Source organism: Streptomyces sp. NPDC029674 (assembly GCF_044903205.1).
In the GTDB taxonomy this organism is placed as follows: domain Bacteria; phylum Actinomycetota; class Actinomycetes; order Streptomycetales; family Streptomycetaceae; genus Streptomyces.
Window position 1 is genome coordinate 39,607 of the sequence record NZ_JBJDPY010000009.1, and the last position, 23,505, is coordinate 63,111.

A 23,505-nucleotide genomic window follows, 5' to 3' on the forward strand; every position below is an offset into this window, starting at 1 on the left:
GGTGCCCTGCGCTTGTGCGGGGGAACCTGGTTGAATCCTCGGTGGGCCGTGCCCGCCGAGGAGTCGGTGAGCGCGGGGTTGAACATCCAAACGGCGTCCGCCGCGGGCCAGTTGTGGGGAGAACATGGACGAGGGGAAGCCCACGAAGGCGAATTGGTGGAGCCGCCCCCGGCCCAAAGCGCCGGGCACGACGACCGAACCGCCCGCCCAGTCGTCCCCGGCTGACGCCACACCGACGCAGCCGGCCGCACCGGGACAGGGCCTGGACGCTCCGGCGCGAACCGCGCAGGTGCCCGGCACCCACGTCCCGCAGGGGATGGCCGCGAGTGAGTCCATACCGGCTGCCGACGCCCCGTACGGGGTTCCGGCGCAGGGTTCGGTGGGTCAGGGCGTGGCCGCAGGAGCGGGTGATCGGAGGGGTGAGTCCGTGGAGCGGCCGCAGCCCCTGCACGCCCCGGACCCGTACAGCACCCCGCCCTACGGCGAGCCCGGCCCGTGGGCGCCCGCGCCTCCGGTGCAGCACCCCGCGACGACCCCGGCCCACGGCACCTCGTTCCCGCCGCCCACGCAGGGCGGCACCCCGTTCCCCGCGCCCACGCAGGGCGGCACCGCGGCCCCCCTCCCGGCGCAGCCCCAGCCGCACTCACGGGCCGCGTACGACCCCTGGAACGCGCCGCTGCAGCAGATCGGGTCGCTGCCCCCGGAGACCCGGGAGAAGCGGGACAAGCGCGGGCGGCGGGCGCTTTTCGTCGGGGTCGGGCTCATCGCGCTCGTGTCGGGGCTCATCGGCGGTGCGACCGGCTCGTATCTGGAGCGCAACGGCACGGGTGACGTCGAGCTGCGGCAGCCGGCCGCCGACGAGTCCAAGGACCGTCCCAGGGGCAGCGTCGCGGGCATCGCCTCGGCAGCCCTGCCCGGCGTCGTGACGCTGCACGTCAGCGGCGACTCCGCGCAGGGCACCGGTACCGGCTTCGTCCTCGACGGCAAGGGCCACATCCTCACCAACAACCACGTCGTCGAGCCCGCCGGCACCGGCGGCGAGGTGTCGGTGACCTTCAGCGGCGGCGAGACCGCCAAGGCCGAGGTCATCGGCCGCGACTCCGGTTACGACCTCGCGGTCGTCAAGGTGTCCGGCGTCCGCGGCCTGAAGCCTCTGACCCTCGGCAACTCGGAGAACGTGCAGGTCGGCGACCCCGTCGTGGCCATCGGCGCCCCCTTCGACCTGGAGAACACCGTCACCTCCGGGATCATCAGCGCCAAGGAGCGGCCCATCACCGCGGGCGGCGAGAAGGGCGACGGCAGCGACATCTCGTACGTGGACGCCCTGCAGACCGACGCGCCCATCAACCCCGGCAACTCCGGTGGCCCCCTCGTCGACTCCCGGGCCCGCGTCATCGGCATCAACAGCGCCATACGCTCCGCGGACGACGGCTCCGAGCGGGGCGGCGGCCAGGCGGGCTCCATCGGCCTTGGCTTCGCCATCCCGATCAACCAGGGCAAGCGCGTCGCCGAAGAGCTGATCAACTTCGGCAGGGCGACGCACCCCGTGATCGGTGTCACGCTCGACACCGAGTTCACCGGCGACGGCGCCCGCATCGCGGACAAGGGCAAGAACGGCGGCCCGTCGGTCAACGAGAACGGGCCGGGCGACCGGGCCGGCCTCAGGCCGGGTGACGTCATCACCGAGGTCGACGGCCGTGCCGTGCATTCCAGCGATGAGCTCATCGTCAAGGTCCGCGCGCACCGCCCGAAGGACCGCCTGGAGCTGACGGTGGAGCGCGACGGCGACGACCGTGACGTGACGCTGGTGCTGGGTTCGGCCGGCGGGAGCTGAGCGCGGGAGCGGCCGGGCGCGATCCGGGTTGTCGTGCAGCGGCTACCGGACAGACATCAGTGCCGGGTACCGTGGTCACGGTCCAGACCTCGGAGGACATCGCAAGGAGCTCTAGGTGTTCAATGACATTGGCGCACTCGAGATAGTGGCGCTGGTCGTCCTCGCCGTGCTCATCTTCGGTCCGGACAAGCTGCCGAAGGTCATCCAGGACATCTCCCGCACGATCCGCAAGATCCGCGAGTTCTCCGACAGCGCGAAGGCGGACATCCGCGAGGAGCTGGGCCCAGAGTTCAAGGACTTCGAGTTCGATGACCTGAACCCCAAGAAGTTCATCCGCAAGCAGCTCGACAACGACGAGCTGGGGCTCAAGGAGATCCGCAACGGCTTCGACCTGAAGAAGGAGATGAACGACGTCGCGGACGCCGTGCACGGCCGCGACAGCGACTCCTCGGACGGTGGGTCGGCGGCGACCGCGGCCGCGTCGGCCACCTCGGGTGGCGGAGCCCGCGTCGACATGCAGAAAAAGCCCGCGGAGACCGATAAGCCCGACTCCGGGGACCGTCCGCCGTTCGACGCGGACGCCACCTGAGGCCTCGCCTGAACTGCCGCCGCCAACGGGTGTGGCTATCCTGCCTTGTTGTCCGGCGTGAGGACGTCCGAGGGGGGCGGGCCGCTCCGGACACACGAGAGCGAGGAGGCGGCCGGGTACATGGAGACGACAAGTCGGGTAGGCGCACAGGTGCCGACCGCGGACGGCAGCGCACAAGCGGTGCCCTCCGCCCGGCGCACGGTCGACGGCTACCTGCTGGCGCCCTTCCCCTGGTACGGCCTCGACGAGGCCTACACGGGGCAGCGCTGGCTGATGCAGGTCGGCGCGTCGGCGGACGGTGCCGTGGAGCACGGTTCGATCGGACACGGTGACGAGCCGTCGGTCCGCGCCGAGGGCACCCTCGGCAACAGCGACAAGGAGCGCTTCGCGGTCGTGGTGACCGTCGCGGCCAACCCGGTGCGGCGCAGCGCGGACGGCACGGGCGTCCTCGAGGCCACGTCGGTCTCGTCGGCGGCCTGGCTCGCCGGGGTCGGCCTGCTGTCCTTCACCTGGCCGGGCCAGATGGACCACACGCTGCGCGACGACTGGCTGGACCAGCAGACGGAGACGGCCTGGTTCCTCGCCGACGATCTGGAGGGCGACGACTGGTCGTCGCTGTCACTCCCGGTGGACGGGGTGCCGACCCCGTTCCACTACCGCGAGTCCGAGTACGGCTGGGTCCTCGCGGGCTCCACGAAGGAGGGCGTGCACCTGGGCGCGTACGGACGCGGCATGAGCGCGTACGGGCTGGGGTTCGCCGTCATCAAGGACATCGGAGCGTACGCGTAGCACTCCGTGGGGCGCGTGGACGTCTGCGGACCCGCTGTGGCCGGTCGCGCAGTTCCCCGCGCCCCTGGGATGCGCCCCTGGGATGCGCCCCTTACGGGGCGCCCCCAGCGTGCTCAGAACTTGTTGCGCGGTGTGATGCCCAGGGTCATGCCCGCCAGGCCGCGCTGGCGGCCGCCCAGCTTGCCCGCGATGGCGCGCAGCGCGGAACCCGCGGGTGAGTCGGGGTCGGTCAGGACGACCGGCTTGCCCTCGTCGCCGCCCTCGCGCAGGCGGACGTCGATCGGGATGGAGCCGAGGACCGGCACCGTGGCGCCCGTCGTCTTCGTGAGGCCCTCGGCGACCTTCTGGCCGCCGCCCGTGCCGAACACGTCGACCATCTCGTCGCAGTGCGGGCAGGGCAGCCCGGACATGTTCTCGACGACGCCGACGATCTTCTGGTGGGTCTGTACGGCGATGGAGCCGGCGCGCTCGGCGACCTCGGCGGCCGCCTGCTGAGGCGTCGTCACGACCAGGATCTCGGCGTTCGGGACCAGCTGCGCCACGGAGATGGCGATGTCGCCGGTGCCCGGCGGCAGGTCGAGCAGCAGCACGTCGAGGTCGCCCCAGAAGACGTCCGCGAGGAACTGCTGGAGCGCGCGGTGCAGCATCGGGCCGCGCCACACGACCGGCGCGTTGCCCGGGGTGAACATGCCGATGGAGATGACCTTCACGCCGTGCGCGGACGGCGGCATGATCATGTTCTCGACCTGGGTGGGCTTGCCGTCGGCGCCCAGCATGCGCGGCACGGAGTGGCCGTAGATGTCGGCGTCGACGACACCGACCTTCAGGCCGTCCGCGGCCATCGCGGCGGCGAGGTTCACCGTCACCGAGGACTTGCCGACGCCGCCCTTGCCGGACGCGACCGCGTAGACCCGGGTCAGCGAGCCGGGCTTGGCGAAGGGCACCTCGCGCTCGGCCGTGCCGCCGCGCAGCGCGGCCGCCAGCTCCTTGCGCTGCTCGTCGCCCATCACGTCCAGGGTCACGTCGACACGCGTGACGCCTTCGACGGCGGCGACCGCGTCGGTCACGTTCTTGGTGATGGTCTCGCGCATCGGGCAGCCGGAGACCGTCAGGTACACGGTGACCGCTACCGCCCCGTCCGCGGCGATGTCCACCGATTTGACCATCCCCAACTCGGTGATGGGTCGCTGGATCTCGGGGTCGTTCACCGTCGCCAGTGCTTCACGCACCGCGTCTTCCGTAGCCATGGGACCGATAGTACGGCGCGGTAACCCCACCCCGGAAAGGGATGTCAGCGGTCGCCTACATCACTCCGCCGCGAGCCCTCCCGCGGGAATACCGCGCGGTGCTCCTCCAACTCCTTGACCAGGTCCTGGAGCTCGGAGCGGATCCAGTCGCGGGTGGCCACCTCGCCGAGGCCCATGCGCAGCGAGGCGATCTCGCGGGTGAGGTACTCGGTGTCCGCGATGGACCGCTCGTTCTGCTTGCGGTCCTGCTCCAGATTGACGCGGTCGCGGTCGTCCTGACGGTTCTGGGCGAGAAGGATCAGCGGAGCGGCGTACGACGCCTGCAGCGACAGCATCAGGGTGAGGAAGATGAACGGGTACTCGTCGAAGCGCAGGTGGTCCGGGGCCGCGATGTTCCACACCACCCACAGGATGATGACGACCGTCATCCAGACGATGAACCTGCCGGTGCCGAGGAAGCGCGCGATCCGCTCCGACAGCCGCCCGAACGCCTCCGGGTCGTAGACGGGCAGGAGTCTGGGGCGCGGGGTCCGCGGCTGGTCGAGGCGGAATCGTGGGCTCCGCGGCTCGGCGCGGTTCTCGCGCTCGCGGTCAGCCGCCATGGTCCGTCCCTTCCTCCTCCAAATGGAACTCCGTCTCGCGCCAGTCGTCGGGCAGCATGTGGTCGAGTACGTCGTCGACGGTGATCGCCCCGAGCAGCGAGCCGCCCTCGTCGACGACGGGCGCCGCCACCATGTCGTACGTGGCGAAGTACCCGGCGACGACGGGCAGCGTGGTGCCCGGCGCGAGCGGCAGCAGATCGTCGTCGACCATCGAGCCGACCAACGTGTACGGCGGATCGCGCAGCAGCCGCTGGAAATGCACCGTGCCCAGGTACTTGCCCGTCGGCGTCTCGTCCGGCGGCCGGCACACGTACACCTGCGCGGCGAGGGCGGGGGAGAGGTCCTGCTGGCGCACGCGTGCGAGGGCGTCGGCGACCGTCGCGTCGGGCCGCAGCACGATCGGCTCGGTCGTCATCATGCCGCCGGCCGTGCGCTCCTCGTACGCCATCAGACGCCGCACGTCGGCCGCGTCGCCCGGCTGCATCAGGGTGAGCAGCCGTTCCTTGTCCTCCTCGGGCAGCTCGGCGAGGAGGTCGGCGGCGTCGTCGGGGTCCATGGCCTCCAGGACGTCGGCGGCGCGCTCCTCCTTGAGCTTGCCGAGGATCTCGATCTGGTCGTCCTCGGGAAGCTCCTCGAGGACGTCGGCGAGCCGGTCGTCGTCGAGGGCGGCGGCCACCTCGGTGCGCCGCTTGGGGGAGAGGTGGTGCAGGACGTTGGCGAGGTCGGCGGGGCGCAGCTGTTCGAAGGTGGCGAGGAGGCTCTCGGCGCCCTGGCCGTGCTCCTCCAGGGAGAAGCCGTCGACGGCGGACCACTCGACGGTGAGGGTCTCTCCCTTCCGGCGGAACGTTCCGCCCTTGCCCTTGCGCGCGAAGACCCGGTCGATCTCCCAGTCGCGACGGGCCGTCAGCTGCTGGACCGACACGTCGAGGACGGTGACCTCCTCCCCCGTCTCGACGAGCCGCACCCGCCGGTCCAGCATCTCGCCGAGGACGAGCCGCTCGGTGGGCCGCTGCTCGAAGCGCCGCACGTTCAGCACCCCGGTGGTGATGACCTGGCCCGACTCGATGCCGGTGACGCGGGTCATCGGCAGGAAGATGCGGCGCCGGGTGGCGAGCTCGACGACGAGGCCGAGGAGCCGGGGCGGCCGCCTGCCCACCCTGAGCATCGCCACCAGGTCGCGCACCCGGCCCACCTGGTCGCCGTTCGGGTCGAAGACGGGGGTGCCGGAGAGGTGCGAGACGAAGACCCGGGGGGCGCCTGCCGCCATGCGCGCGCTCCCTTCTGGTCGGGGGTTTCATACTGGTTCGTCCGTCAATACGGGCTTCAGGCTAGCCCGTCCCGGTCGGATACGCCCCGGTGGACGGTCCGTAAGGACTGCCGCCGATCGCCTCGGCCGGCACGGGTACGCTGCCGTACTGCCGAAGCCGTAGAGGCCGTCCGCACGAGAGGCAGCGCCACCTGTGACCGTACTTCCCCTGGCCAGCCGCGCCCGAAGGGCAGCATTCGTGAGCGCGGTGTGCGCGGGCCTGGTCGCGGCGGCCACGAGTCTGACCGGCTGCAGCAGCGGCGGCGGCGAGGATCCGGACGCGGGCACGAACGGCGTCGGGAAGCTCTCCGCGTCGAAGATCCAGGGCAAGGCGGACAAGGCGGCGGGGGCGGCGTCGGCGGTGCGGCTCTCCGGCACGGTGGTGAGCAAGAACCACACGTACACCCTCGACATGCGCCTCAAGGAAGAGGGCGGCACCGGCTCGGTCACCTCCAGGGGCCAGACGTTCCAGCTGCTGCGCATCGGCGAGGAGCTCTACCTGAAGGCCGGCTCGGAGTTCTGGACGCACAAGAGCGGCAAGAACGACGGCACGTCCGGACAGGCCGACGAGACGGCCGCGGCCAAGCTGGACGGCAAGTACGTGAAGGTCCCCGAGGGCGACCCCGCCTACCAGCAGCTGAGCGGCTTCACTGACAAGGACAAGCTCCTCGACGGCATGCTCACCCTGCACGGCCGGCTCGCCAAGGGCGCCCGCGGCACGACCGGCACCCAGCGCAGCATCAAGATCACCGGCGACGAGGGCGCGGGCGGCACCCTCTCCGTCTCCCTGGAGGGCAAGCCCTACCCGCTCCGCCTGGAGCGCGGCGGCCACGCGGGCACCCTCAAACTCACCGACTGGAACAGGGATTTCCCCCTCCAGGAGCCGAGCAAGGACGAAATGGTCGACTACGGTAAGCAGCTTCCGACTTCCTGACGGGGGCCGGGGAGGCGAGCCCCGCAGGGGCAGCCTCAGGGGCGCGGGGAACTGCGCGAGCAACCACGACGCACCCGCAGGGCAAGGCGACGAGGCCCTCAGCGGCGCCTGCGCCGGAAGAGCAACCGAGGAAGCCCACCGGGCAACGCCCCCCGCGTGGTCGCCCCCGTGGGAAGCGGCGCAGCCGCGAGCGCCCCGGAGGGCAACTCCGTCACCGCCCCACGCGGAGTGAGCCGTACGACCCGACACTGCTCAGCCCACCGCACGGTGATCCGTTCCGCGTCCGGCGCGTTCAACCGCTTGCCTTTCAGCTCGGCGACAGCGGCCTCCCACTCCTCCGAGCCGGGCACCAGCTCGCTCACGCCCGCCGTCCAGGCGACGACCCTGCCGCCCTTGTCCTTGCTGCGCACGGTCACCTCGGCGGTGCCTCCGTCGACGAGCCCGGGCAGCGGCTGCTCGCCGGGCCCGTCGCCGACGAGGTGCACGGCGCCCTCGTGCCAGATGTGCCAGAGCGCCCGGGCGGGCGAGCCCTCGCCCTGGACCCAGATGAGGCCGGACTTCTTGGTGGCCTCCTCGACGAGCGCGCGGTCGAGCAACGGGTCAGCAGTCATGGCGGCAGCCTACCGATTACCGCTCAGAGCCAACTCAGAGCCGACTCAGAGCCAGCCGTTCCGCTTCAGCGTCCGGTGGATCGCGAAGCAGACGCCGCCGATGAAGGCGAGCACCATCGGATAGCCGTAGCGCCACTGCAGCTCGGGCATGTGGTCGAAGTTCATGCCGTAGACCCCGCAGACGGCGGTCGGCACGGCGATGATCGCCGCCCACGAGGTGATCTTGCGCATGTCCTCGTTCTGCGCGACGGCGGCCTGCGCGAGGTTGGCCTGGAGGATCGAGTTGAGCAGCTCGTCGAAGCCGACGACCTGTTCCTGGACGCGGGTGAGGTGGTCGGCGACGTCCCGGAAGTACTTCTGGATGTCGGGGTCGACGAGCCGCATCGGCCGCTCACTGAGCAGCAGCATCGGCCGGAGCAGCGGCGACACGGCCCGCTTGAACTCCAGGACCTCGCGCTTGAGCTGGTAGATCCGCCCGGCGTCGACGCCGCGCGAAGTGCCCTTGCCCTTGCTCGGCGCGGAGAAGACCTCGCTCTCCACGTCGTCGATGTCGTCCTGCATGGCGTCGGCGACCGCGATGTAGCCGTCGACGACGTGGTCGGCGATGGTGTGAAGCACGGCGGAGGGGCCCTTGGCGAGCAGCTCGGGGTCCTCCTGGAGGCGGCGCCGCAGGGCGCGCAGCGAGCCGTGGCCGCCGTGCCGGACGGTGATGAAGAAGTCCCGGCCGGTGAAGCACATCACCTCGCCGGTCTCGACGACCTCGCTGGTGGCGGTGAGCTCGGTGTGCTCCACGTAGTGGATGGTCTTGAAGACGGTGAACAGCGTGTCGTCGTACCGCTCCAGCTTGGGGCGCTGGTGGGCGTGGACGGCGTCCTCGACGGCGAGCGGGTGCAGCCCGAACTCGGCGGCGATACCGGCGAATTCGGCCTCGGTCGGCTCGTGCAGGCCGATCCAGGCGAAGCCGCCCTGGCGGCGCACCTCGAGCATCGCCTCGTGCGGGCTGAGGGTGTCGGCGCACGCCAGGCGGCGCCCGTCGCGGTAGACGGCGCAGTCGACGACGGCGGACGCGGCGTCACGGGTGGCGTCGTAGGTGTCGTACGAGGCGGGGGAGGAGGGGAAGGCGGTGCCGTCCTTGCGCAGTGAGGGGCGGACGGCGGCACGAAGGTCGCGGATCATCGACATGGGCAGGCTCCTTCGAGGGAGGCGGCCGACGACGGTTGGAACTGCCCGGAATGGGGACGTCCTGCTGGCGGAATGTTTGGCACGTCCACAAAGCGGGGAGCACCGCACCGTCGCGGTGGCAGCTTCGCTACTGACACAGATCAGGAAACTCAGACAGATCAGGTGGGAACGAAGTGCTCTTCCGTCGCACACGGCACGAACAGTGCTCGCGGTGCGGCGTGCGTGTGCTTGCGCAGCTACAGGGCTGCGTGATTCACCGGGCGGAAGAGCGGGTGGTACTGCACGGTCGACTTCGGTCCATTGCAGCCCCACCTCCTCCGGCCGGTCCCCCGTAAGGGAAGTCCCATGCGCCCTTCACGCCAGTGGCGCAAAGTCAGTGTCTGTCAGCAGGGCTTGAAAGCGACGCTTCTGCGTGCTGCCCTGAGCCAGCGGCCAACACTATCAGCCGACTGAAGTGTCAAGCCCCCGCTTTGCCGTTCCCTGACGAGTTCTATGCTCGCGTCATGGCTGATGTTCTTGCGCTGGTCGAGGCCCGTCTCCGTACCGGCCTGGGGGAACCGGACGCGCGCGCCGCGGTGACCTTCCTCGGGACGGACCGCTTCGAAGTGCTGCGTTTCACGGACGGCGACGTCGTGCGCTACGCCACGCTCGGCATGTCCGCCCAGCCGATGGCCGACCCCACCGCCGCGCTCGCCGATCCGGTCAAGGGCCCGCGCGCCGAGCTGGTGTTGTCGGTACGAGAGGGCCGCGCCGACACCGACAAGGTGCTGCGGCCGCTCGCGGTCCTCGCCGCCTCGCCGCAGGTGGAGGGGTTGATCGTGGCGCCCGGCGCGTCGCTGGACGTGGGCGAACCGCTGTGGCCGGGCGCGCCGTTCACCTCGGTGCTCGTCGCGGAGTCCGGCGGCCTCGTCGAGGACCTCGACCTCGACGCCCCCATGGAGCCCGTACGGTTCCTGCCGCTGCTCCCCATGACGCCGAACGAGGCGGCGTGGAAGCGGGTGCACGGCGCGGCGGCCCTGCGCGAGCGCTGGCTGAACAGCGGAACGGACCTGCGCGATCCGCTGCGCAAGTCCGTGCCCCTGGACTGAAGTGCCTCGGAATATCGGGTCAGTTGGCGAAGACCGTGACGCTGTCCTCGGTGGCGTGCCGCGGCTCCAGCTCCTCCGCCTCGTGGGTGAGCGCGTTCCTGCGCACCCACACCACGACCGCGCCGAGCACCGCAGTGACGGCCGCGACCACGAACGGGATGTGGATGTCGCTCCACTCCTCGATCTTCGGCGCGAAGAACGGCGCGGCGGCGGCCGCGAACCACCGGACGAAGTTGTAGCCGGCGCTGGCCACCGGTCGCGGCGCGTCGGAGACGCCGAGGGCGAGCTCGGTGTAGACGGTGTTGTTCACGCCGATGAACGCGCCGGACAGGATCGTGCAGACGACGGCCGTGGTGTGGTTGCCGTAGCCGAGTACGAGCACGTCGGCGGCGAGCAGCACCAGCGAGCCGCCGAGCACCTTCAGCGAGCCGAACCGTGCCTGCAGCCGTGGTGCGACGAGCACCGAGAACACCGCGAGCAGGACGCCCCAGGCGAAGAACACCGCGCCCGACCTGTACGGGGACATGTTCAGTACGAACGGGGTGAAGGCCAGCACGGTGAAGAACGTGTAGTTGTAGAAGAAGGCGGAGGCGGCCGCGGAGGCGAGCCCGCCGTGGCCGAGCGCCTTGAGCGGGTCGAGCAGGGACGTCTTCCGCGCGGGCTTCGGCTGTTCCTTGAGGAACGCGGTGATGCAGAGGAAACCGATCGCCATCAGGGCGGCGGTGCCGAAGAACGGGTAGCGCCAGCTGGCGTCGCCGAGCAGGGCGCCGACCAGGGGTCCGCACGCCATGCCGAGGCCGAGCGCCGACTCGTACAGCAGGATCGCGGCCGCGCTGCCGCCGGCCGCGGCGCCGACGATGACGGCGAGGGCGGTCGACACGAAGAGCGCGTTGCCGAGCCCCCAGCCGGCCCGGAACCCGACGAGCTCGCCGACCGAGCCGGACGTGCCGGACAGGGCCGCGAAGACCACGACGAGCGCGAGGCCGAGCAGCAGCGTCTTCTTGCCGCCGATGCGGCTGGAGACGAAGCCGGTGACCAGCATCGCGACGGCGGTGATCAGGAAGTACGAGGTGAAGAGGAGGGAGACCTGGCTGGCGCTCGCGTCCAGGCCCTTGGCGATGGAGGGCAGGATCGGGTCGACGAGCCCGATGCCCATGAAGGCCACGACCGAGGCGCCCGCCGTGGCCCAGACGGCCTTCGGCTGCCGCAAGAGGCCGCCGGCTCCGGCGTCGAACGGGTCCCTTTCGGCGGGGCCTCCCGTGCTGCTGTTCATACAGCCGCTCCTTCGCTGCTTTCACTGCTCGTGCAGCGGTCGATGCATTTCGTTGACGTATACATATATTAAGTTAGGAAGGCTAATGAGTGCAAGCTACATCTAGTTTCGCCTGGTGACAGGGCCACCGGACGGGTGATCGTCCTTGACGGAGTGGCGACCGGGGAGGACCGTTGGTCGCTATGAGGGGCGAACCCAGTTGCCCGAAGTGTGGTGGCCGGGTCAGGGCTCCCGGTCTCTTTGCCGACTCCTGGCAGTGCGATGTGCACGGCACCGTGCACCCGCTGCAGCCCGTGATCCCGCCCAGCGTCGAGGCTCTCCAGGTCGTGGTGCACCGGACGCAGGTCCCGGTGTGGATGCCCTGGCCGCTGCCCGTCGGCTGGCTGTTCACGGGCGTGGCCTGCGCGGGGGACGACAGGAGTGGTGGCCGCGCGACGGCCGTGGCCTGCTCGGGCCCCGCGCCGCTCGGCGGTGTCGGCGAGCTGGTGCTCGTCGCCGAGGAGCTCGGCGTCGGCCTCGGCGCGCGGTACGCCGGCATCGACGGCCCCGACCCGGGCCCCCACATGAGCGTCGAGAAGCCACCGCAGACCAAGGTCCTCGCCGCCGGCCGGCCGACCCCCATGTGGCACGTCTCCGGAACCCCGGACGACCGCGCGGTCTTCGCGGGCGAGGCGCGCGGCCTGTGGCTGTGGGCCATCGCCTGGCCGGAGCAGTCGGGGCTGCTGATGTACGACGAGCTGGTGCTCACGGACCTGCGGGACGCGGGCGCGGAGGTGGACCTGCTGCCGTGCGGGGCACTGTCACCGCGGCTGCTCATGCCGTGAGCGGTGACGGGGGTGTGGCGGGGGTTCTTGGGGAGTAGGGGCGGCGGAACCGTGAGCGACGCCTCTTCGGGGGCGGGTCGACGGGTGGTCGGCGCCCGTTATCCTTGAGCGTCCCCCTCGTCCGCCCCGGCAGAGCACTGGAGTCAGCGTCGTGCGCATCGATCTGCACACCCACTCCACCGCCTCCGACGGCACGGACACCCCGGCCGAGCTGGTCCGCAACGCGGCCGCCGCCGGGCTCGACGTCGTCGCGCTGACCGACCACGACACCACCCGGGGCCACGCCGAGGCGAAGCGAGCCCTGAGCGAGCTGCCGGCGGGGCCGACCCTCGTGACCGGCGCCGAGCTCTCCTGCCGCCTCGACGGCATGGGCCTGCACATGCTGGCCTACCTCTTCGACCCGGAGGAGCCCGAGCTCGTCCGCGAGCGCGAGCTGGTCCGGGACGACCGGGTGCCGCGCGCGAAGGCGATGATCGGCAAGCTCCAGGAGATCGGCGCGCCGGTCACCTGGGAGCAGGTCGCGCGGATCGCGGGCGACGGCTCGGTCGGCCGCCCGCACATAGCCGAGGCGCTCGTCGAGCTGGGCATCGTGCCCACGGTCTCCGACGCCTTCACGCCCGAGTGGCTGGCCGACGGCGGCCGTGCGTACGCCGACAAGCACGAACTCGACCCCTTCGACGCGATCCGCCTGGTCAAGGCGGCCGGCGGCGTCACCGTCCTCGCGCACCCCGGCGCCGCCAAGCGGGGCCGGACCGTGTCCGAGACCGTGATCGCCGAGCTCGCGGCCGCGGGCCTCGACGGCATCGAGGTCGACCACATGGACCACACGCCCGAGACCCGCACCCGGCTGCGCGGACTCGCGGGGGACCTCGGCCTCCTGGTCACCGGGTCCAGCGACTACCACGGCAGCCGCAAGACGTGTGTCCTCGGGGAGTTCACGACCGACCCCGAGATCTACGGCGAGATCACGCGCCGGGCGACGGGGGCGTTCCCCGTGCCGGGCGCGGGCGGACTCCCGGCCGCGTAACGCTCGCGGCCCGCGGTCCTGCGGGCCGCGGGCCCACGCAGGCTGTCCCGGCTGCCGGCCTCTGCCAGAACCGTGCCTCACGGCACGGCGCGGCACCTCACTCCACCGCACTCCATTTCACCGCGCTCCACTGTCCCGTGGCGGCGGTCGCTCCTCGTACGACTCTCTGCAAGGCCATCACTGTGTTCGACGTTGCCGTTTTCGGATCCCTCTTTCTCACGCTTTTCGTGATTATGGACCCCCCTGGGATCACCCCGATCTTCCTCGGTCTGACCGCGGGCCGCCCCGCCAAGGTGCAGCAGCGGATGGCCTTCCAGGCCGTGTGCGTCGCCTTCGGCGTGATCGCGGTCTTCGGCCTCGTGGGCCACCAGATCCTCGACTACCTGCATGTCTCCGTCCCCGCGCTGATGATCGCGGGCGGTCTGCTGCTGCTCCTCATCGCGCTCGACCTGCTCACCGGCAAGACCGACGAGCCGAAGCAGACCAAGGACGTCAACGTCGCGCTGGTGCCGCTCGGCATGCCGCTGCTCGCGGGTCCCGGCGCGATCGTCTCCGTGATCCTGGCCGTCCAGGACGCGGACAGTGTCGGTACCCAGCTCTCCGTCTGGGCGGCGATCGTGGCCATGCACGTGGTGCTGTGGCTGGTGATGCGGTACTCGCTGCTGATCATCCGGGTCATCAAGGACGGCGGCGTGGTGCTCGTGACGCGGCTCGCGGGCATGATGCTCTCCGCGATCGCGGTGCAGCAGATCATCAACGGCGTCACGCAGGTGATCAAGGGCGGCTGAGTGCCGTGAGCGCCGGCCCTCAGCGGCCCCGGACACACGAAGGGCCCCCGTACGGCTTGCGTACGGGGGCCCTGCGACGTCTGCGTTACGAGGCCGAGGTGTCGGCCGGTCGGATGTAGATGCGCTGGCCGATCGCTGCGGCCTGCTGCACGATCCGATTGACGGAGGCGGCGTCCACGACGGTGCTGTCCACGGCGGTGCCGTCGACGTCGTCGAGTCGCATGATCTCGAAGCGCATGAAGGCTTCTCCCTTCGTCTGGTCATCCTCCTGCAAGGAGAACTGCTGAGTTGTCGCGTACCGGAGTCCTGCGCTGTCTCGCGCTGTCTTCCTGACGGGTACAACGAGTTGCCTCGTGCAAACATTCCCTACGCTAAAGAAATTTTTCGAGTACCTAATTACTTGCGGGTAGCGAGAGCGGTTGTGTTCGCAGCGTGACGGGCGGGAGACTGGGACCGATATGAACGACGCCGACCTCAGCGCTCACCTGGAGCGCATCAACGGCCTGCTCGAGCGCGTGCTCGCCGAGGTGGCGAAGACCCCGTCCACGCACGCGATCTTCGTCGACGCCGGGTATCTGTACGCCGCGGCGGGCCGCCTCGTCGCGGGGACCGAGGACCGGCGGGCCTTCGACCTCGACGCGGAGGGCCTCATCGAGGCGCTCATCGACAAGGCCCGCACGATCTTCGCGGACAGCAGGCTGCTCCGCGTCTACTGGTACGACGGCGCCAGGCGCCGCATCCACACGACCGAGCAGCAGTCGATCGCCGAGCTCCCCGACGTCAAGGTCAGGCTCGGCAACCTCAACGCCAACAACCAGCAGAAGGGCGTCGACTCGCTGATCCGCAGCGACCTGGAGTCCCTGGCCAGGCACCGCGCCATCAGCGACGCGGCGCTCATCGGCGGCGACGAGGACCTCGTCTCGGCGGTCGAGGCGGCGCAGGGGTACGGCGCGCGGGTCCACCTGTGGGGCGTCGAGGCGCCCGACGGCCGCAATCAGGCGGAGCCGCTGCTGTGGGAGGTCGACAGCCAGCGCACGTTCGACCTCGACTTCTTCAAGCCGTACGTCACGGGGCGCGTCGTCCCGTCGTACGAGGCGGGTACGGCCGCGCACCGCCCCTCCCGCGACGACGTCCGCTTCGTCGGCGCGCAGATCGCCGCGAAGTGGCTCGGGGCGCGGGGGCGTGAGGCGCTGGTGGGCCTGCTGCCCGGGCACCCGTACCTGCCCGGCTCGGTGGACCAGGACCTCCTGGTGGAGGCGGAGCGGCTGCTCCAGTACTCGCTGCGCGGCCAGTCCGACCTGCGCAGGGCGCTGCGGGACGGATTCTGGGAGCACTTGCAGGCGCAGTACTGAGGTCTGTGGCCCCTGAGGTCCGTGACCGCGGGCCCCGCGGTGCGGTCCTACCGGTTCCAGAAGTCGATCAGGGCCGTCGCCGTCTCCTCGGGGCGGTCGGTGTTGGGGGAGTGCTCGGCGCCGCGGATCACCGTGCGGTGGGCCCGCAGGCGGTGCGCCATGTCGTCCAGGAGCGGGACGGCCCAGGTGTCGTCGCGCTCGCCCGAGATCACGTGCTTGGGCAGCGGCAGGGCGGCGAGCTCGGCCACGCGGTCCGGTTCGTTGGACAGCTGCCTGCCGGTGGCGATGAGCTGGGCGGGGCTGTGCCGCAGCCAGCGGGCCCGCAACGCCTCACTGTCGTCCCCGCCGTCGCCAGGCCGATCCTCGCCCCGCGTCTGGGCGTCCTGAGGCGGCGGCGGCTCCATGGCCTGCATCGCCTGCCACACCTCGGCCATGGACAGCGCCGTGACGGCGTCCGCCAGCATCTTGGCGCGCTGCTGCTGTACGGGGGCGATCGCGGCGGGCCCCGACGACATCAGGGTGAGGCTGGCGAAGGCGCCGGGGTCGAGCAGCACGGCGGCACGGGCGATCTGACCGCCGAGGGAGTGCCCCAGGAGGTGCGGGGGGCCGTCGCCCAGGGCCGCCGCCTGGGCCAGCACGTCGCGGGCCAACTCGTCCTGAGCGTAAGCCTGTTCGTCCTCCGGACCCGGCGTCTCGTACTGTCCGCGCCCGTCCACGGTCACCGCCCGGTAACCGGCCTCCGTGAGCGGCTCCAGGAGGGCGATGAAGTCCTCTTTGCTGCCGGTGAACCCGGGAAGCATGAGGACGGTCCCCCTGCGCCGGACACCCGCCGCCGGCACCGCGTCGAGCACGGCGAAGTCACCACGGGCAGTACGGAGGACGCGCGCGGCGGCGCACGGGGGCGGGACGAAGGTGGGGGGCCTGCTCATGAGCCGAGGCTAACGGGTTCGTCGGGCGCGGTGGCGGTGGCGGTGGCGGTGGGTGTGGGCGGGGGTGGTGATCGTTCTGCGAGTCGGTGGGGGCTGGTCGCGCAGTTCCCCGCGCCCCTGGGTGGTCCGACTTGGCCGGTACGGAGACGCGTCGGGGCGGTGGGGAGTGGGAACGTGCGAAGGCCCGCCCCGGGTGGGGGCGGGCCTTCGGTGTGGCGGGCGTGGTGCGGGGACCGGGAGCGTCAGCTCTCCGCGGTCTCCACCGGCTCCGCCTTCTTGCGCGTGCGGCGGCGCGGCGCCGGGGCGGCTGCCTCGGCTTCGGCCGCGTCCACCGGGGCGGCCGCGGCCTTGCGCGTACGACGGCGGGGCTGGGGCTCCTCCGTCGCCTGGGCCGGGATCCCGGCCTCGACGGTGTCGACGGCCTTGGCTGCCGCGGTCTTGCGGGTGCGGCGCTTGGGCTTCTCGGCCTCGGCGTCGGGCGCGGTGGCCTCGGGGGCCTGCTCGGCGGCCTTGCGCGTGCGGCGCTTCGGCTTCTCGGCCTCGGCGTCCGGCGCGGCGGCCTCAGGAGCCTGCTCCGCGGCCTTCCGGGTGCGGCGCTTGGGCTTCTCCGCCTCGGCCTCCGGCACGGCTGCCTCGTCGGCCTTGGCCGCCGCGGTCTTGCGGGTGCGGCGCTTGGGCTTCTCAGCCTCGGCGTCGGCGTCCGGCGTAACGGCCTCGGGGGCCCGCTCCGCGGCCTTGCGGGTGCGGCGCTTCGGCTTCTCGGCCTCGGCGTCCGGCGCGGCGGCCTCAGGAGCCTGCTCCGCGGCCTTGCGCGTGCGACGCTTCGGCTTCTCGGCCTCGGCGTCGGGCGTGACGGCCTCGGGGGCCTGCTCGGCGGCCTTGCGCGTGCGACGCTTCGGCTTCTCCGCCTCGGCCTCCGGCACGGCCGCTTCGTCGGCCTTGGCCGCCGCCGTCTTGCGCGTACGGCGCTTGGGCTTCTCGGCCTCGGCGTCCGGCGTGACGGCCTCGGGGGCCTGCTCCGCGGCCTTGCGCGTGCGACGCCTCGGCTTCTCCGCCTCGGCCTCGGCCTCGGGGAGCACAGCCTCGGGCGCGACGGTCTCGGGTACGACCGCCGCTACCTCGGACGTCTGCTCCGCGGCCCTGCGGGTGCGGCGGCGCGGCTTCGTCGCCGGGGCATCCGCCTCGGCGACGGGGGCCGGAGCCTCCGCCTCGGCCGTGGGCGTGACCACGGCCTCCGGAGCCGCACCGGCACGCGTCCGCCGACGGCGGCGCGGGGTGCGGGGCTCGGTCGCCTCGGCGGCTGCCGGGGCGGCCTCGGTCACCGGAGCGGCAGCCGCGGTGGCAGTGGCCGTCGCGGTCGCCGTCGCGTCGAGGGGGCTGCCCGCTCGCGTACGGCGGCGGCGACGCGGCGTGCGCGCAGGGCGCTCACCCTCGGCGGCCGCCGGGCCCGAACGGTCCCGGTCCTGGCCACGGTCGCGGTCCCGGCCACGGTCACGGTCGCGATCCTGCGTACGACCACCGCCGGAACGGCCACCACGGCCGCGCCCACCGGTCTCGCCGAGGTCCTCGACCTGCTCCGCGCCCAGACCCGCACGGGTCCGCTCGCCACGCGGCAGGACACCCTTGGTGCCCGCCGGGATGTTCAGCTCCTCGTACAGGTGCGGGGAGCTGGAGTACGTCTCGACCGGGTCGCTGAGGCCCAGGTCCAGCGCCTTGTTGATCAGCTGCCAGCGCGGGATGTCGTCCCAGTCGACCAGCGTGATCGCGATGCCCTTGGCGCCCGCGCGGCCGGTGCGGCCGATGCGGTGCAGGTACGTCTTCTCGTCCTCGGGGGACTGGTAGTTGATGACGTGCGTGACGCCACCGACGTCGATGCCGCGCGCGGCGACGTCCGTGCAGACGAGCACGTCCACCTTGCCGTTGCGGAACGCGCGCAGGGCCTGCTCGCGCGCGCCCTGGCCGAGGTCGCCGTGGACGGCGCCCGAGGCGAAACCGCGCTTCTCGAGCTGCTCGGCGATGTCGGCGGCCGTCCGCTTCGTACGGCAGAAGATCATCGCGAGCCCGCGACCCTCGGCCTGGAGGATGCGCGAGACCATCTCGGGCTTGTCCATGTTGTGCGCGCGGTACACGAACTGCTTCGTGTTGGCGACGGTCTGGCCCTCGTCGTCCGGCGCGGTGGCGCGGATGTGGGTGGGCTGCGACATGTAGCGACGGGCGAGGCCGATGACGGCGCCCGGCATGGTCGCCGAGAACAGCATCGTCTGGCGCTTCGCCGGAAGCATGTTGATGATCTTCTCGACGTCGGGCAGGAAGCCCAGGTCGAGCATCTCGTCGGCCTCGTCGAGGACCAGGCACTTGACGTGCTTGAGGTCGAGCTTGCGCTGGCCCGCGAGGTCGAGCAGGCGGCCGGGGGTGCCGACGACGACGTCGATGCCCTTCTTGAGGGCCTCGACCTGCGGCTCGTAGGCACGGCCGCCGTATATGGCGAGCACGCGGATGTTGCGCGCCTTGCCGGCGGTCAGCAGGTCGTTCGTCACCTGCTGGCAGAGCTCGCGGGTGGGGACGACGATGAGCGCCTGCGGCGCCTCGGTCAGCTGCTCGGGGGTGGCGCGGCCCGCCTCGACGTCGGCGGGGACGATCACGCGCTCGAGGAGCGGGAGACCGAAGCCGAGCGTCTTGCCGGTGCCGGTCTTGGCCTGGCCGATGACGTCCGTGCCCGAAAGGGCGACGGGGAGCGTCATCTCCTGGATGGGAAAGGGATTGATGATGCCGACGGCTTCGAGCGCCTCGGCCGTCTCGGGAAGAATCCCGAGCTCTCGGAAAGTCGTAGTCAGGGCTATGCCTCTTCTGTGAGACGCGGCGTGAGGCGAACGCAGGGGGTCGTGACCGTGCCACTACCGCCGGACGCTGGGGGGCGTGCCGGGGGCGCGGGACCACTGCCGGCGCTCGAGCGCTCTTACCGCTGAGGTTCCCTCCTCGTGCCGTACGCATCCAGTGCGCACCGCCCGGAGGGCTGTCGGGTCGGAGCCGATCGGGCCACCGACCGGGCATCCTCATTCGTACGGCCCGTCGAATATTCGGCGGGCGCATTACCACTGTACCGCTAAATCTCGCATGTGTGTCCGGCGAATTGGTCACATGGTGGTCGTCACAGTCACTGACCAGGGCCTTACGTGTTCCGGCAGGCGGGCTATTGTGCGCTTCATGGAGACGCCTGACACCGCCGCTGAATCCGCCGCCGAACCCACCGGGATCGCCGCCCAGGACTGGGCGAAAGCTTCCACCGAGCCCCAGTACCGCGCCGCGGTCGTGGACCTGCTCGGCGCGCTGGCCTACGGGGAGCTCGCGGCCTTCGAGCGGCTCGCGGAGGACGCGAAGCTTGCGCCGACGCTCGGCGACAAGGCGGAGCTCGCGAAGATGGCGTCGGCGGAATTCCACCATTTCGAGCAGTTGCGGGACCGGCTTTCGGCGATCGGCGCGGAGCCGACCGAGGCGATGGAGCCGTTCGTCGCCGCGCTCGACGGCTTCCACCGCCAGACCGCGCCGTCCGACTGGCTGGAAGGCCTCGTCAAGGCGTACGTCGGCGACTCGATCGCCAGTGACTTCTACCGCGAGGTCGCGGCCCGGCTCGACTCCGATACGCGTGAGCTCGTCCTCGGCGTCCTCGACGACACGGGCCACGCGAGCTTCGCCGTGGAGAAGGTGCGCGCCGCGATCGAGGCGGACCCGCGCGTGGGCGGGCGGCTCGCGCTGTGGGCGCGGCGGCTGATGGGTGAGGCGCTGTCGCAGTCGCAGCGGGTGGTCGCGGACCGGGACGCGCTGTCGACCATGCTGGTCGGGGGCGTGGCCGACGGGTTCGACCTGGCCGAGGTGGGGCGGATGTTCTCGCGGATCACCGAGGCGCACACCAAGCGGATGGCTGCGCTGGGCCTCGCGGCCTAGCTGGGCGGTGGGGGCGGCGGTCCGCTGCGGGTCCGCTGTGGCTGGTCGCGCAGTTCCCCGCGCCCCTGTCAGGCCCCTCCGGGGCCCTTACGCCGTTGCCGAGCGGCGCAGTCTGTTGTTGGTCGGGCGGAGCAGGAGGGACAGCAGGGCCGCGGAGACGGCCACTGCTCCCAGGAGTGTCGCCGGGGCGTGGTCCGGGCCCAGCGCCATGTGAGTGATGAAGGCGCCGATGAGGGCGCCCGCGGGGCCCGTCGACAGGACCAGGCTGCGGGTGGGCAGCCGGTGCCCGAAGCGGTGCGCGGTGGCCCAGGCCAGGGCCAGTCCGAGCAGTGTGGAGCCGAGTGCTTCCAGAATCACGGTGGTGCCCTCCCTCGCGGCCAGGTGCAAATCGGTCGTAGCCGGTCTACCCCGGGCTGCCGGAATGCAACCCTCCATGATCGGGTGACGCGAGGTCCCCACGTACGGGGTCCCACGTGCGAAGTCCCCACGTACAACGCATGAGAACGGCCCGGCGGTTGGTGACCGCCGGGCCGTTCCGTCAAGCTTCACCAGGGCGCCCTACAGGGCGCTGAATCCCACCTTGCGCGCGGTCGGCTCGCCCAGCTCCACGTACGCGAGGCGGTCGGCCGGAACCAGGACCTTGCGGCCGTGGTCGTCCACGAGGCTCAGCAGCGGCGACTTGCCGGTCAGCGCCTCGGACACCGCGTGCTCGACTTCCTCGGCGCTCTGGCCGCTCTCCAGCACGATCTCGCGGGGCGCGTACTGCACGCCGATCTTGACCTCCACGGCTTTGTCCCTCCGACGGTCAGTCTGTGCGCGGCCGTCCGCGCCGTACCCAGCACACATTAGCCCGGTGAGGGGACGGGATCGGCCGCGGCCGTGCACGCCGGTAGCGAACACGGGACAGGAACAGAAGCGCGAGGGCTCGGTGGCCGGTTTCAGTGGCCTTCCGTGCCGTGCAGCGGGAACCCCGCGATGCCGCGCCAGGCGAGCGACGTGATCAGCTGGACCGCCTTCTCGCGGGGCACCGTGCTGTCGCTGGCCAGCCAGTACCGCGCGACGACCTGGGAGTACCCGCCGAGGCCGACGGCGAGGAGCATCGCCTCGTCCCTGGGCAGGCCGGTGTCCTCCGCGATCACCTCGCAGATCGCCTCCGCGCACTGGAGCGTGACGCGGTCCACGCGCTCGCGCACCGCCGACTCGTTCGTCAGGTCCGACTCGAAGACCAGGCGGAAGGCGCCGCCCTCGTCCTCGACGTACGCGAAGTAGGCGTCCATCGTCGCGGCGACGCGGAGCTTGTTGTCCGTGGTGGACGCCAGCGCCGTGCGCACGGACTGCAGGAGCGACTCGCAGTGCTGGTCGAGCAGGGCCAGGTAGAGGTCGAGCTTGCCCGGGAAGTGCTGGTAGAGCACGGGCTTGCTGACGCCGGCGCGCTCGGCGATGTCGTCCATCGCCGCGGCGTGGTAACCCTGCGCGACGAACACTTCCTGGGCCGCCCCCAGGAGCTGGTTGCGTCGGGCACGGCGCGGCAGCCGTGTGCCCCGCGGGCGCGCCGCCTCTGTCTGCTCGATGGCTGTCACGCCGCCTCCCAAATGGTCCGATGTGCGGTGAGCGCCGCGCCGCCATCGTACTTTTCGGTAACAGTGATGTGCGCGGTGCGAACGCAGAATTTCACGGAGTGGACGACCGCAGAAGGGCTGTCCAACGGCGTATAGCGGGGCAAACCGCTATCGCCGGTCGCCCGGCCGCTCAGCGGTAGTCGTCCTCGTCGAGGGTCACGACCCGGGCCTGCTCCGCCAGGTCCGCCTCGTTGGCGACGGCCGGATCGGCCCCTTTGAGGGAATCGTCCCGGCTGGGGGCGAGGTCGGTCTGCTGCTCCGCCGCGTCCGCCTCCGGGGCCTCGACGTCGGGCTCGGCCGCGGCGTCGTCGGTCTCGAAGGTGTCCGGGTCACTGGGGTCGACACTCATGTACGGCTCTCTTCCCTCGCGGTGTTTCGTGGCCTTGGTGGGGCGAGTGCCCTGTACCCCCTCTTTCCATGACTTTCTTTTTATGACTCTTCACGGCGCTCTTCGCGGGCCTCTTTCGAGCCTAGAAGAGACCCGGAGGGGGCGCTACGCGATCCGTGTGCGGTCTGTGACAGCGAACACGTGAACTACCGCGTGATCGTCTCGTAACATTGCCGCATGTCTTCGACCGAGCTGCCGAACCTGCTGGCCTCCGCCGCCGCGCCCAAGCCGGGTGCCGTGGCGGTCGCGGAGGGGGAGCGGCTCGACTCGGTGGGCCTGTCCGGCCTCTCGCTGACCGTGCGCTCCCGGCCCTCGACCGGCCCCGGACTGCCGCCCGCGCTGTTCGTGCACGGGCTCGGCGGCTCCTCGCAGAACTGGTCGGCCCTGATGCCGCAGCTGACGGACATCGTCGACTGCGAGGCGATCGACCTGCCGGGGTTCGGGGACTCCCCGCCACCGGACGACGGCGACTACTCGATCACGGCGCACGCGCGCGCGGTCATCCGCTACCTGGACGCGCGCGGCCGCGGCCCCGTCCACCTCTTCGGGAACTCGCTGGGCGGCGCCATCACGACGCGCGTCGCCGCGGTCCGCCCCGACCTGGTCCGCACGCTGACGCTGGTCTCGCCCGCCCTGCCGGAGCTGCGCGTGCAGCGCACCGCGGTGCCGACGGGGCTGCTCGCGGTGCCGGGCGTCGCCGCCCTCTTCACCCGGCTCACCAAGGAGTGGACGGCCGAGCAGCGGGTGCGCGGCGTCATGGGCCTCTGTTACGGCGACCCGGCGAAGGTCACGCCGGAAGGTTTCAGCGCGGCGGTCCGCGAGATGGAGCGCAGGCTCCAGCTCCCCTACTTCTGGGACGCGATGACGCGCACCGCGCGCGGCATCGTGAACGCGTACACGCTCGGCGGCCAGCACGGGCTGTGGCGGCAGGCCGAGCGGGTGCTCGCGCCGACCCTGCTCGTCTACGGCGGCCGGGACCTGCTCGTCTCGTTCCGCATGGCACGCCGGGCGGCCGCCGCCTTCCGCGACTCGCGGCTGCTCACGCTCCCCGACGCGGGCCACGTCGCGATGATGGAGTACCCCGAGAGCGTGGCGATCGCCTTCCGTGAACTGCTCGTCGACACGGGCGAGTTGAGCGTCGTGGGCCGCGAGGGCTCGCGCGCGGGCGCGGGGAGCTGAGG

The 23,505-nt window shown here is 71.5% G+C and carries 24 protein-coding genes; 11 read left to right on the forward strand and 13 right to left on the reverse strand.

The features are described from left to right. Positions 1-124: 124 nt before the first annotated feature. The 3 genes from ACI2L3_RS22105 to ACI2L3_RS22115 all read left to right on the forward strand — a co-directional run bounded on the left by ACI2L3_RS22105 (position 125) and on the right by ACI2L3_RS22115 (position 3,212). Positions 125-1,834: a trypsin-like peptidase domain-containing protein gene (locus ACI2L3_RS22105; protein ID WP_404754086.1), complete on the forward strand. Its 1,710-nt coding sequence runs from the start codon at positions 125-127 to the stop codon at positions 1,832-1,834. A gap of 115 nt (positions 1,835-1,949) precedes the next feature. Next, positions 1,950-2,423, forward strand: coding sequence for a sec-independent translocase (locus ACI2L3_RS22110; protein ID WP_404754087.1), 474 nt, complete (start codon positions 1,950-1,952; stop codon positions 2,421-2,423). A gap of 120 nt (positions 2,424-2,543) precedes the next feature. Next, the gene (locus ACI2L3_RS22115; protein ID WP_404754088.1) at positions 2,544-3,212 is read left to right on the forward strand and encodes a hypothetical protein; all 669 of its coding nucleotides are present in this window, start codon (positions 2,544-2,546) and stop codon (positions 3,210-3,212) included. A gap of 113 nt (positions 3,213-3,325) precedes the next feature. On the opposite strand, the gene ACI2L3_RS22120 is transcribed toward ACI2L3_RS22115, so the two are convergent. Genes ACI2L3_RS22120 through ACI2L3_RS22130 form a run of 3 tightly spaced genes read right to left on the reverse strand, consistent with a single transcriptional unit; the run spans position 3,326 to position 6,328 of the window. Next, positions 3,326-4,459 (reverse strand): Mrp/NBP35 family ATP-binding protein, encoded by a 1,134-nt coding sequence (locus ACI2L3_RS22120; RefSeq protein ID WP_404754089.1) that lies wholly within the window; start codon positions 4,457-4,459, stop codon positions 3,326-3,328. Between the two features lie 44 nt (positions 4,460-4,503). Further along, on the reverse strand, positions 4,504-5,061 hold the full coding sequence (locus ACI2L3_RS22125) for a DUF1003 domain-containing protein (protein WP_404754090.1): 558 nt from the start codon (positions 5,059-5,061) through the stop codon (positions 4,504-4,506). Then, positions 5,051-6,328: a magnesium transporter MgtE N-terminal domain-containing protein gene (locus ACI2L3_RS22130; protein WP_404754091.1), complete on the reverse strand. Its 1,278-nt coding sequence runs from the start codon at positions 6,326-6,328 to the stop codon at positions 5,051-5,053. Before ACI2L3_RS22130 ends, ACI2L3_RS22125 begins: the two co-directional genes overlap by 11 nt. Before the next feature lie 193 nt (positions 6,329-6,521). On the opposite strand from ACI2L3_RS22130, the gene ACI2L3_RS22135 reads away from it, so the two are divergent. Further along, the gene (locus ACI2L3_RS22135) at positions 6,522-7,301 is read left to right on the forward strand and encodes a hypothetical protein (RefSeq protein ID WP_404754092.1); all 780 of its coding nucleotides are present in this window, start codon (positions 6,522-6,524) and stop codon (positions 7,299-7,301) included. Between the two features lie 98 nt (positions 7,302-7,399). Here ACI2L3_RS22135 and ACI2L3_RS22140 read toward each other — a convergent pair whose 3' ends face one another. Both ACI2L3_RS22140 and ACI2L3_RS22145 read right to left on the reverse strand, forming a co-directional pair. Further along, positions 7,400-7,912: a hypothetical protein gene (locus tag ACI2L3_RS22140; RefSeq protein ID WP_404754093.1), complete on the reverse strand. Its 513-nt coding sequence runs from the start codon at positions 7,910-7,912 to the stop codon at positions 7,400-7,402. 45 nt (positions 7,913-7,957) lie between these two features. After that, positions 7,958-9,094, reverse strand: a complete 1,137-nt coding sequence (locus tag ACI2L3_RS22145) for a magnesium and cobalt transport protein CorA (RefSeq protein WP_404754094.1) — start codon at positions 9,092-9,094, stop codon at positions 7,958-7,960. 503 nt (positions 9,095-9,597) lie between these two features. Here ACI2L3_RS22145 and ACI2L3_RS22150 point away from each other — a divergent pair. Further along, positions 9,598-10,182, forward strand: coding sequence for a suppressor of fused domain protein (locus ACI2L3_RS22150; RefSeq protein WP_404754095.1), 585 nt, complete (start codon positions 9,598-9,600; stop codon positions 10,180-10,182). 19 nt (positions 10,183-10,201) lie between these two features. On the opposite strand, the gene ACI2L3_RS22155 is transcribed toward ACI2L3_RS22150, so the two are convergent. Next, a complete protein-coding gene (locus tag ACI2L3_RS22155; protein ID WP_404754096.1) occupies positions 10,202-11,455 on the reverse strand; it encodes an MFS transporter in 1,254 nt (417 codons plus the stop codon). A gap of 182 nt (positions 11,456-11,637) precedes the next feature. Here ACI2L3_RS22155 and ACI2L3_RS22160 point away from each other — a divergent pair, with 182 nt between their 5' ends. The 3 genes from ACI2L3_RS22160 (at position 11,638) to ACI2L3_RS22170 (ending at position 14,094) form a co-directional block, all read left to right on the forward strand. Next, the gene (locus ACI2L3_RS22160; RefSeq protein WP_404754097.1) at positions 11,638-12,279 is read left to right on the forward strand and encodes a DUF6758 family protein; all 642 of its coding nucleotides are present in this window, start codon (positions 11,638-11,640) and stop codon (positions 12,277-12,279) included. Between the two features lie 151 nt (positions 12,280-12,430). Further along, complete coding sequence (locus ACI2L3_RS22165; protein ID WP_404754098.1) at positions 12,431-13,306, forward strand: PHP domain-containing protein; 876 nt, start codon at positions 12,431-12,433, stop codon at positions 13,304-13,306. 182 nt (positions 13,307-13,488) lie between these two features. Then, positions 13,489-14,094 carry a MarC family protein gene (locus ACI2L3_RS22170; RefSeq protein ID WP_404754099.1) on the forward strand — a complete coding sequence of 202 codons (606 nt, stop codon included), beginning with the start codon at positions 13,489-13,491 and terminating at the stop codon, positions 14,092-14,094. An 85-nt stretch (positions 14,095-14,179) separates the two neighbouring features. Here the strand turns inward: ACI2L3_RS22170 and ACI2L3_RS22175 are convergent, their stop codons facing one another. Then, on the reverse strand, positions 14,180-14,332 hold the full coding sequence (locus ACI2L3_RS22175; protein WP_167359504.1) for a hypothetical protein: 153 nt from the start codon (positions 14,330-14,332) through the stop codon (positions 14,180-14,182). Between the two features lie 220 nt (positions 14,333-14,552). On the opposite strand from ACI2L3_RS22175, the gene ACI2L3_RS22180 reads away from it, so the two are divergent. After that, a complete protein-coding gene (locus ACI2L3_RS22180; RefSeq protein WP_404754100.1) occupies positions 14,553-15,446 on the forward strand; it encodes an NYN domain-containing protein in 894 nt (297 codons plus the stop codon). A 47-nt stretch (positions 15,447-15,493) separates the two neighbouring features. Here the strand turns inward: ACI2L3_RS22180 and ACI2L3_RS22185 are convergent, their stop codons facing one another. After that, positions 15,494-16,375, reverse strand: a complete 882-nt coding sequence (locus tag ACI2L3_RS22185) for an alpha/beta fold hydrolase (RefSeq protein WP_404754101.1) — start codon at positions 16,373-16,375, stop codon at positions 15,494-15,496. 242 nt (positions 16,376-16,617) lie between these two features. Then, positions 16,618-19,116, reverse strand: coding sequence for a DEAD/DEAH box helicase (locus tag ACI2L3_RS22190; protein ID WP_404754102.1), 2,499 nt, complete (start codon positions 19,114-19,116; stop codon positions 16,618-16,620). A 463-nt stretch (positions 19,117-19,579) separates the two neighbouring features. Between ACI2L3_RS22190 and ACI2L3_RS22195 the strand changes: the two genes are divergently transcribed. After that, positions 19,580-20,317: a ferritin-like fold-containing protein gene (locus ACI2L3_RS22195; RefSeq protein WP_404754103.1), complete on the forward strand. Its 738-nt coding sequence runs from the start codon at positions 19,580-19,582 to the stop codon at positions 20,315-20,317. Between the two features lie 87 nt (positions 20,318-20,404). Here ACI2L3_RS22195 and ACI2L3_RS22200 read toward each other — a convergent pair whose 3' ends face one another. The 4 genes from ACI2L3_RS22200 to ACI2L3_RS22215 all read right to left on the reverse strand — a co-directional run bounded on the left by ACI2L3_RS22200 (position 20,405) and on the right by ACI2L3_RS22215 (position 22,285). Then, entirely contained in the window at positions 20,405-20,674 is a 270-nt protein-coding gene (locus tag ACI2L3_RS22200) for a hypothetical protein (RefSeq protein ID WP_404754104.1), read from the reverse strand. A 201-nt stretch (positions 20,675-20,875) separates the two neighbouring features. Beyond that, positions 20,876-21,103 carry a DUF3107 domain-containing protein gene (locus tag ACI2L3_RS22205; protein WP_055565193.1) on the reverse strand — a complete coding sequence of 76 codons (228 nt, stop codon included), beginning with the start codon at positions 21,101-21,103 and terminating at the stop codon, positions 20,876-20,878. 152 nt (positions 21,104-21,255) lie between these two features. After that, positions 21,256-21,897, reverse strand: coding sequence for a TetR/AcrR family transcriptional regulator (locus ACI2L3_RS22210; RefSeq protein ID WP_404754105.1), 642 nt, complete (start codon positions 21,895-21,897; stop codon positions 21,256-21,258). A gap of 169 nt (positions 21,898-22,066) precedes the next feature. Next, entirely contained in the window at positions 22,067-22,285 is a 219-nt protein-coding gene (locus tag ACI2L3_RS22215) for a hypothetical protein (protein ID WP_404754106.1), read from the reverse strand. A 216-nt stretch (positions 22,286-22,501) separates the two neighbouring features. On the opposite strand from ACI2L3_RS22215, the gene ACI2L3_RS22220 reads away from it, so the two are divergent. Further along, positions 22,502-23,503: an alpha/beta fold hydrolase gene (locus ACI2L3_RS22220; protein WP_404754107.1), complete on the forward strand. Its 1,002-nt coding sequence runs from the start codon at positions 22,502-22,504 to the stop codon at positions 23,501-23,503. The last annotated feature ends 2 nt before the right edge of the window (positions 23,504-23,505 follow it).

What these genes read in the sequence shown, in the direction of transcription:
- ACI2L3_RS22180 (WP_404754100.1), top strand. Translation starts at nt 14,553, where the DNA reads ATGAACGACGCCGACCTCAGCGCTCACCTGGAGCGCATCAACGGCCTG.
- ACI2L3_RS22150 (WP_404754095.1), top strand. Translation starts at nt 9,598, where the DNA reads ATGGCTGATGTTCTTGCGCTGGTCGAGGCCCGTCTCCGTACCGGCCTG.
- ACI2L3_RS22140 (WP_404754093.1), bottom strand. Translation starts at nt 7,912, where the DNA reads ATGACTGCTGACCCGTTGCTCGACCGCGCGCTCGTCGAGGAGGCCACC.
- ACI2L3_RS22185 (WP_404754101.1), bottom strand. Translation starts at nt 16,375, where the DNA reads ATGAGCAGGCCCCCCACCTTCGTCCCGCCCCCGTGCGCCGCCGCGCGC.
- ACI2L3_RS22160 (WP_404754097.1), top strand. Translation starts at nt 11,638, where the DNA reads ATGAGGGGCGAACCCAGTTGCCCGAAGTGTGGTGGCCGGGTCAGGGCT.
- ACI2L3_RS22145 (WP_404754094.1), bottom strand. Translation starts at nt 9,094, where the DNA reads ATGTCGATGATCCGCGACCTTCGTGCCGCCGTCCGCCCCTCACTGCGC.
- ACI2L3_RS22175 (WP_167359504.1), bottom strand. Translation starts at nt 14,332, where the DNA reads ATGCGCTTCGAGATCATGCGACTCGACGACGTCGACGGCACCGCCGTG.
- ACI2L3_RS22105 (WP_404754086.1), top strand. Translation starts at nt 125, where the DNA reads ATGGACGAGGGGAAGCCCACGAAGGCGAATTGGTGGAGCCGCCCCCGG.
- ACI2L3_RS22220 (WP_404754107.1), top strand. Translation starts at nt 22,502, where the DNA reads ATGTCTTCGACCGAGCTGCCGAACCTGCTGGCCTCCGCCGCCGCGCCC.
- ACI2L3_RS22195 (WP_404754103.1), top strand. Translation starts at nt 19,580, where the DNA reads ATGGAGACGCCTGACACCGCCGCTGAATCCGCCGCCGAACCCACCGGG.
- ACI2L3_RS22190 (WP_404754102.1), bottom strand. Translation starts at nt 19,116, where the DNA reads ATGACGCTCCCCGTCGCCCTTTCGGGCACGGACGTCATCGGCCAGGCC.
- ACI2L3_RS22125 (WP_404754090.1), bottom strand. Translation starts at nt 5,061, where the DNA reads ATGGCGGCTGACCGCGAGCGCGAGAACCGCGCCGAGCCGCGGAGCCCA.
- ACI2L3_RS22215 (WP_404754106.1), bottom strand. Translation starts at nt 22,285, where the DNA reads ATGAGTGTCGACCCCAGTGACCCGGACACCTTCGAGACCGACGACGCC.
- ACI2L3_RS22130 (WP_404754091.1), bottom strand. Translation starts at nt 6,328, where the DNA reads ATGGCGGCAGGCGCCCCCCGGGTCTTCGTCTCGCACCTCTCCGGCACC.
- ACI2L3_RS22120 (WP_404754089.1), bottom strand. Translation starts at nt 4,459, where the DNA reads ATGGCTACGGAAGACGCGGTGCGTGAAGCACTGGCGACGGTGAACGAC.
- ACI2L3_RS22155 (WP_404754096.1), bottom strand. Translation starts at nt 11,455, where the DNA reads ATGAACAGCAGCACGGGAGGCCCCGCCGAAAGGGACCCGTTCGACGCC.
- ACI2L3_RS22115 (WP_404754088.1), top strand. Translation starts at nt 2,544, where the DNA reads ATGGAGACGACAAGTCGGGTAGGCGCACAGGTGCCGACCGCGGACGGC.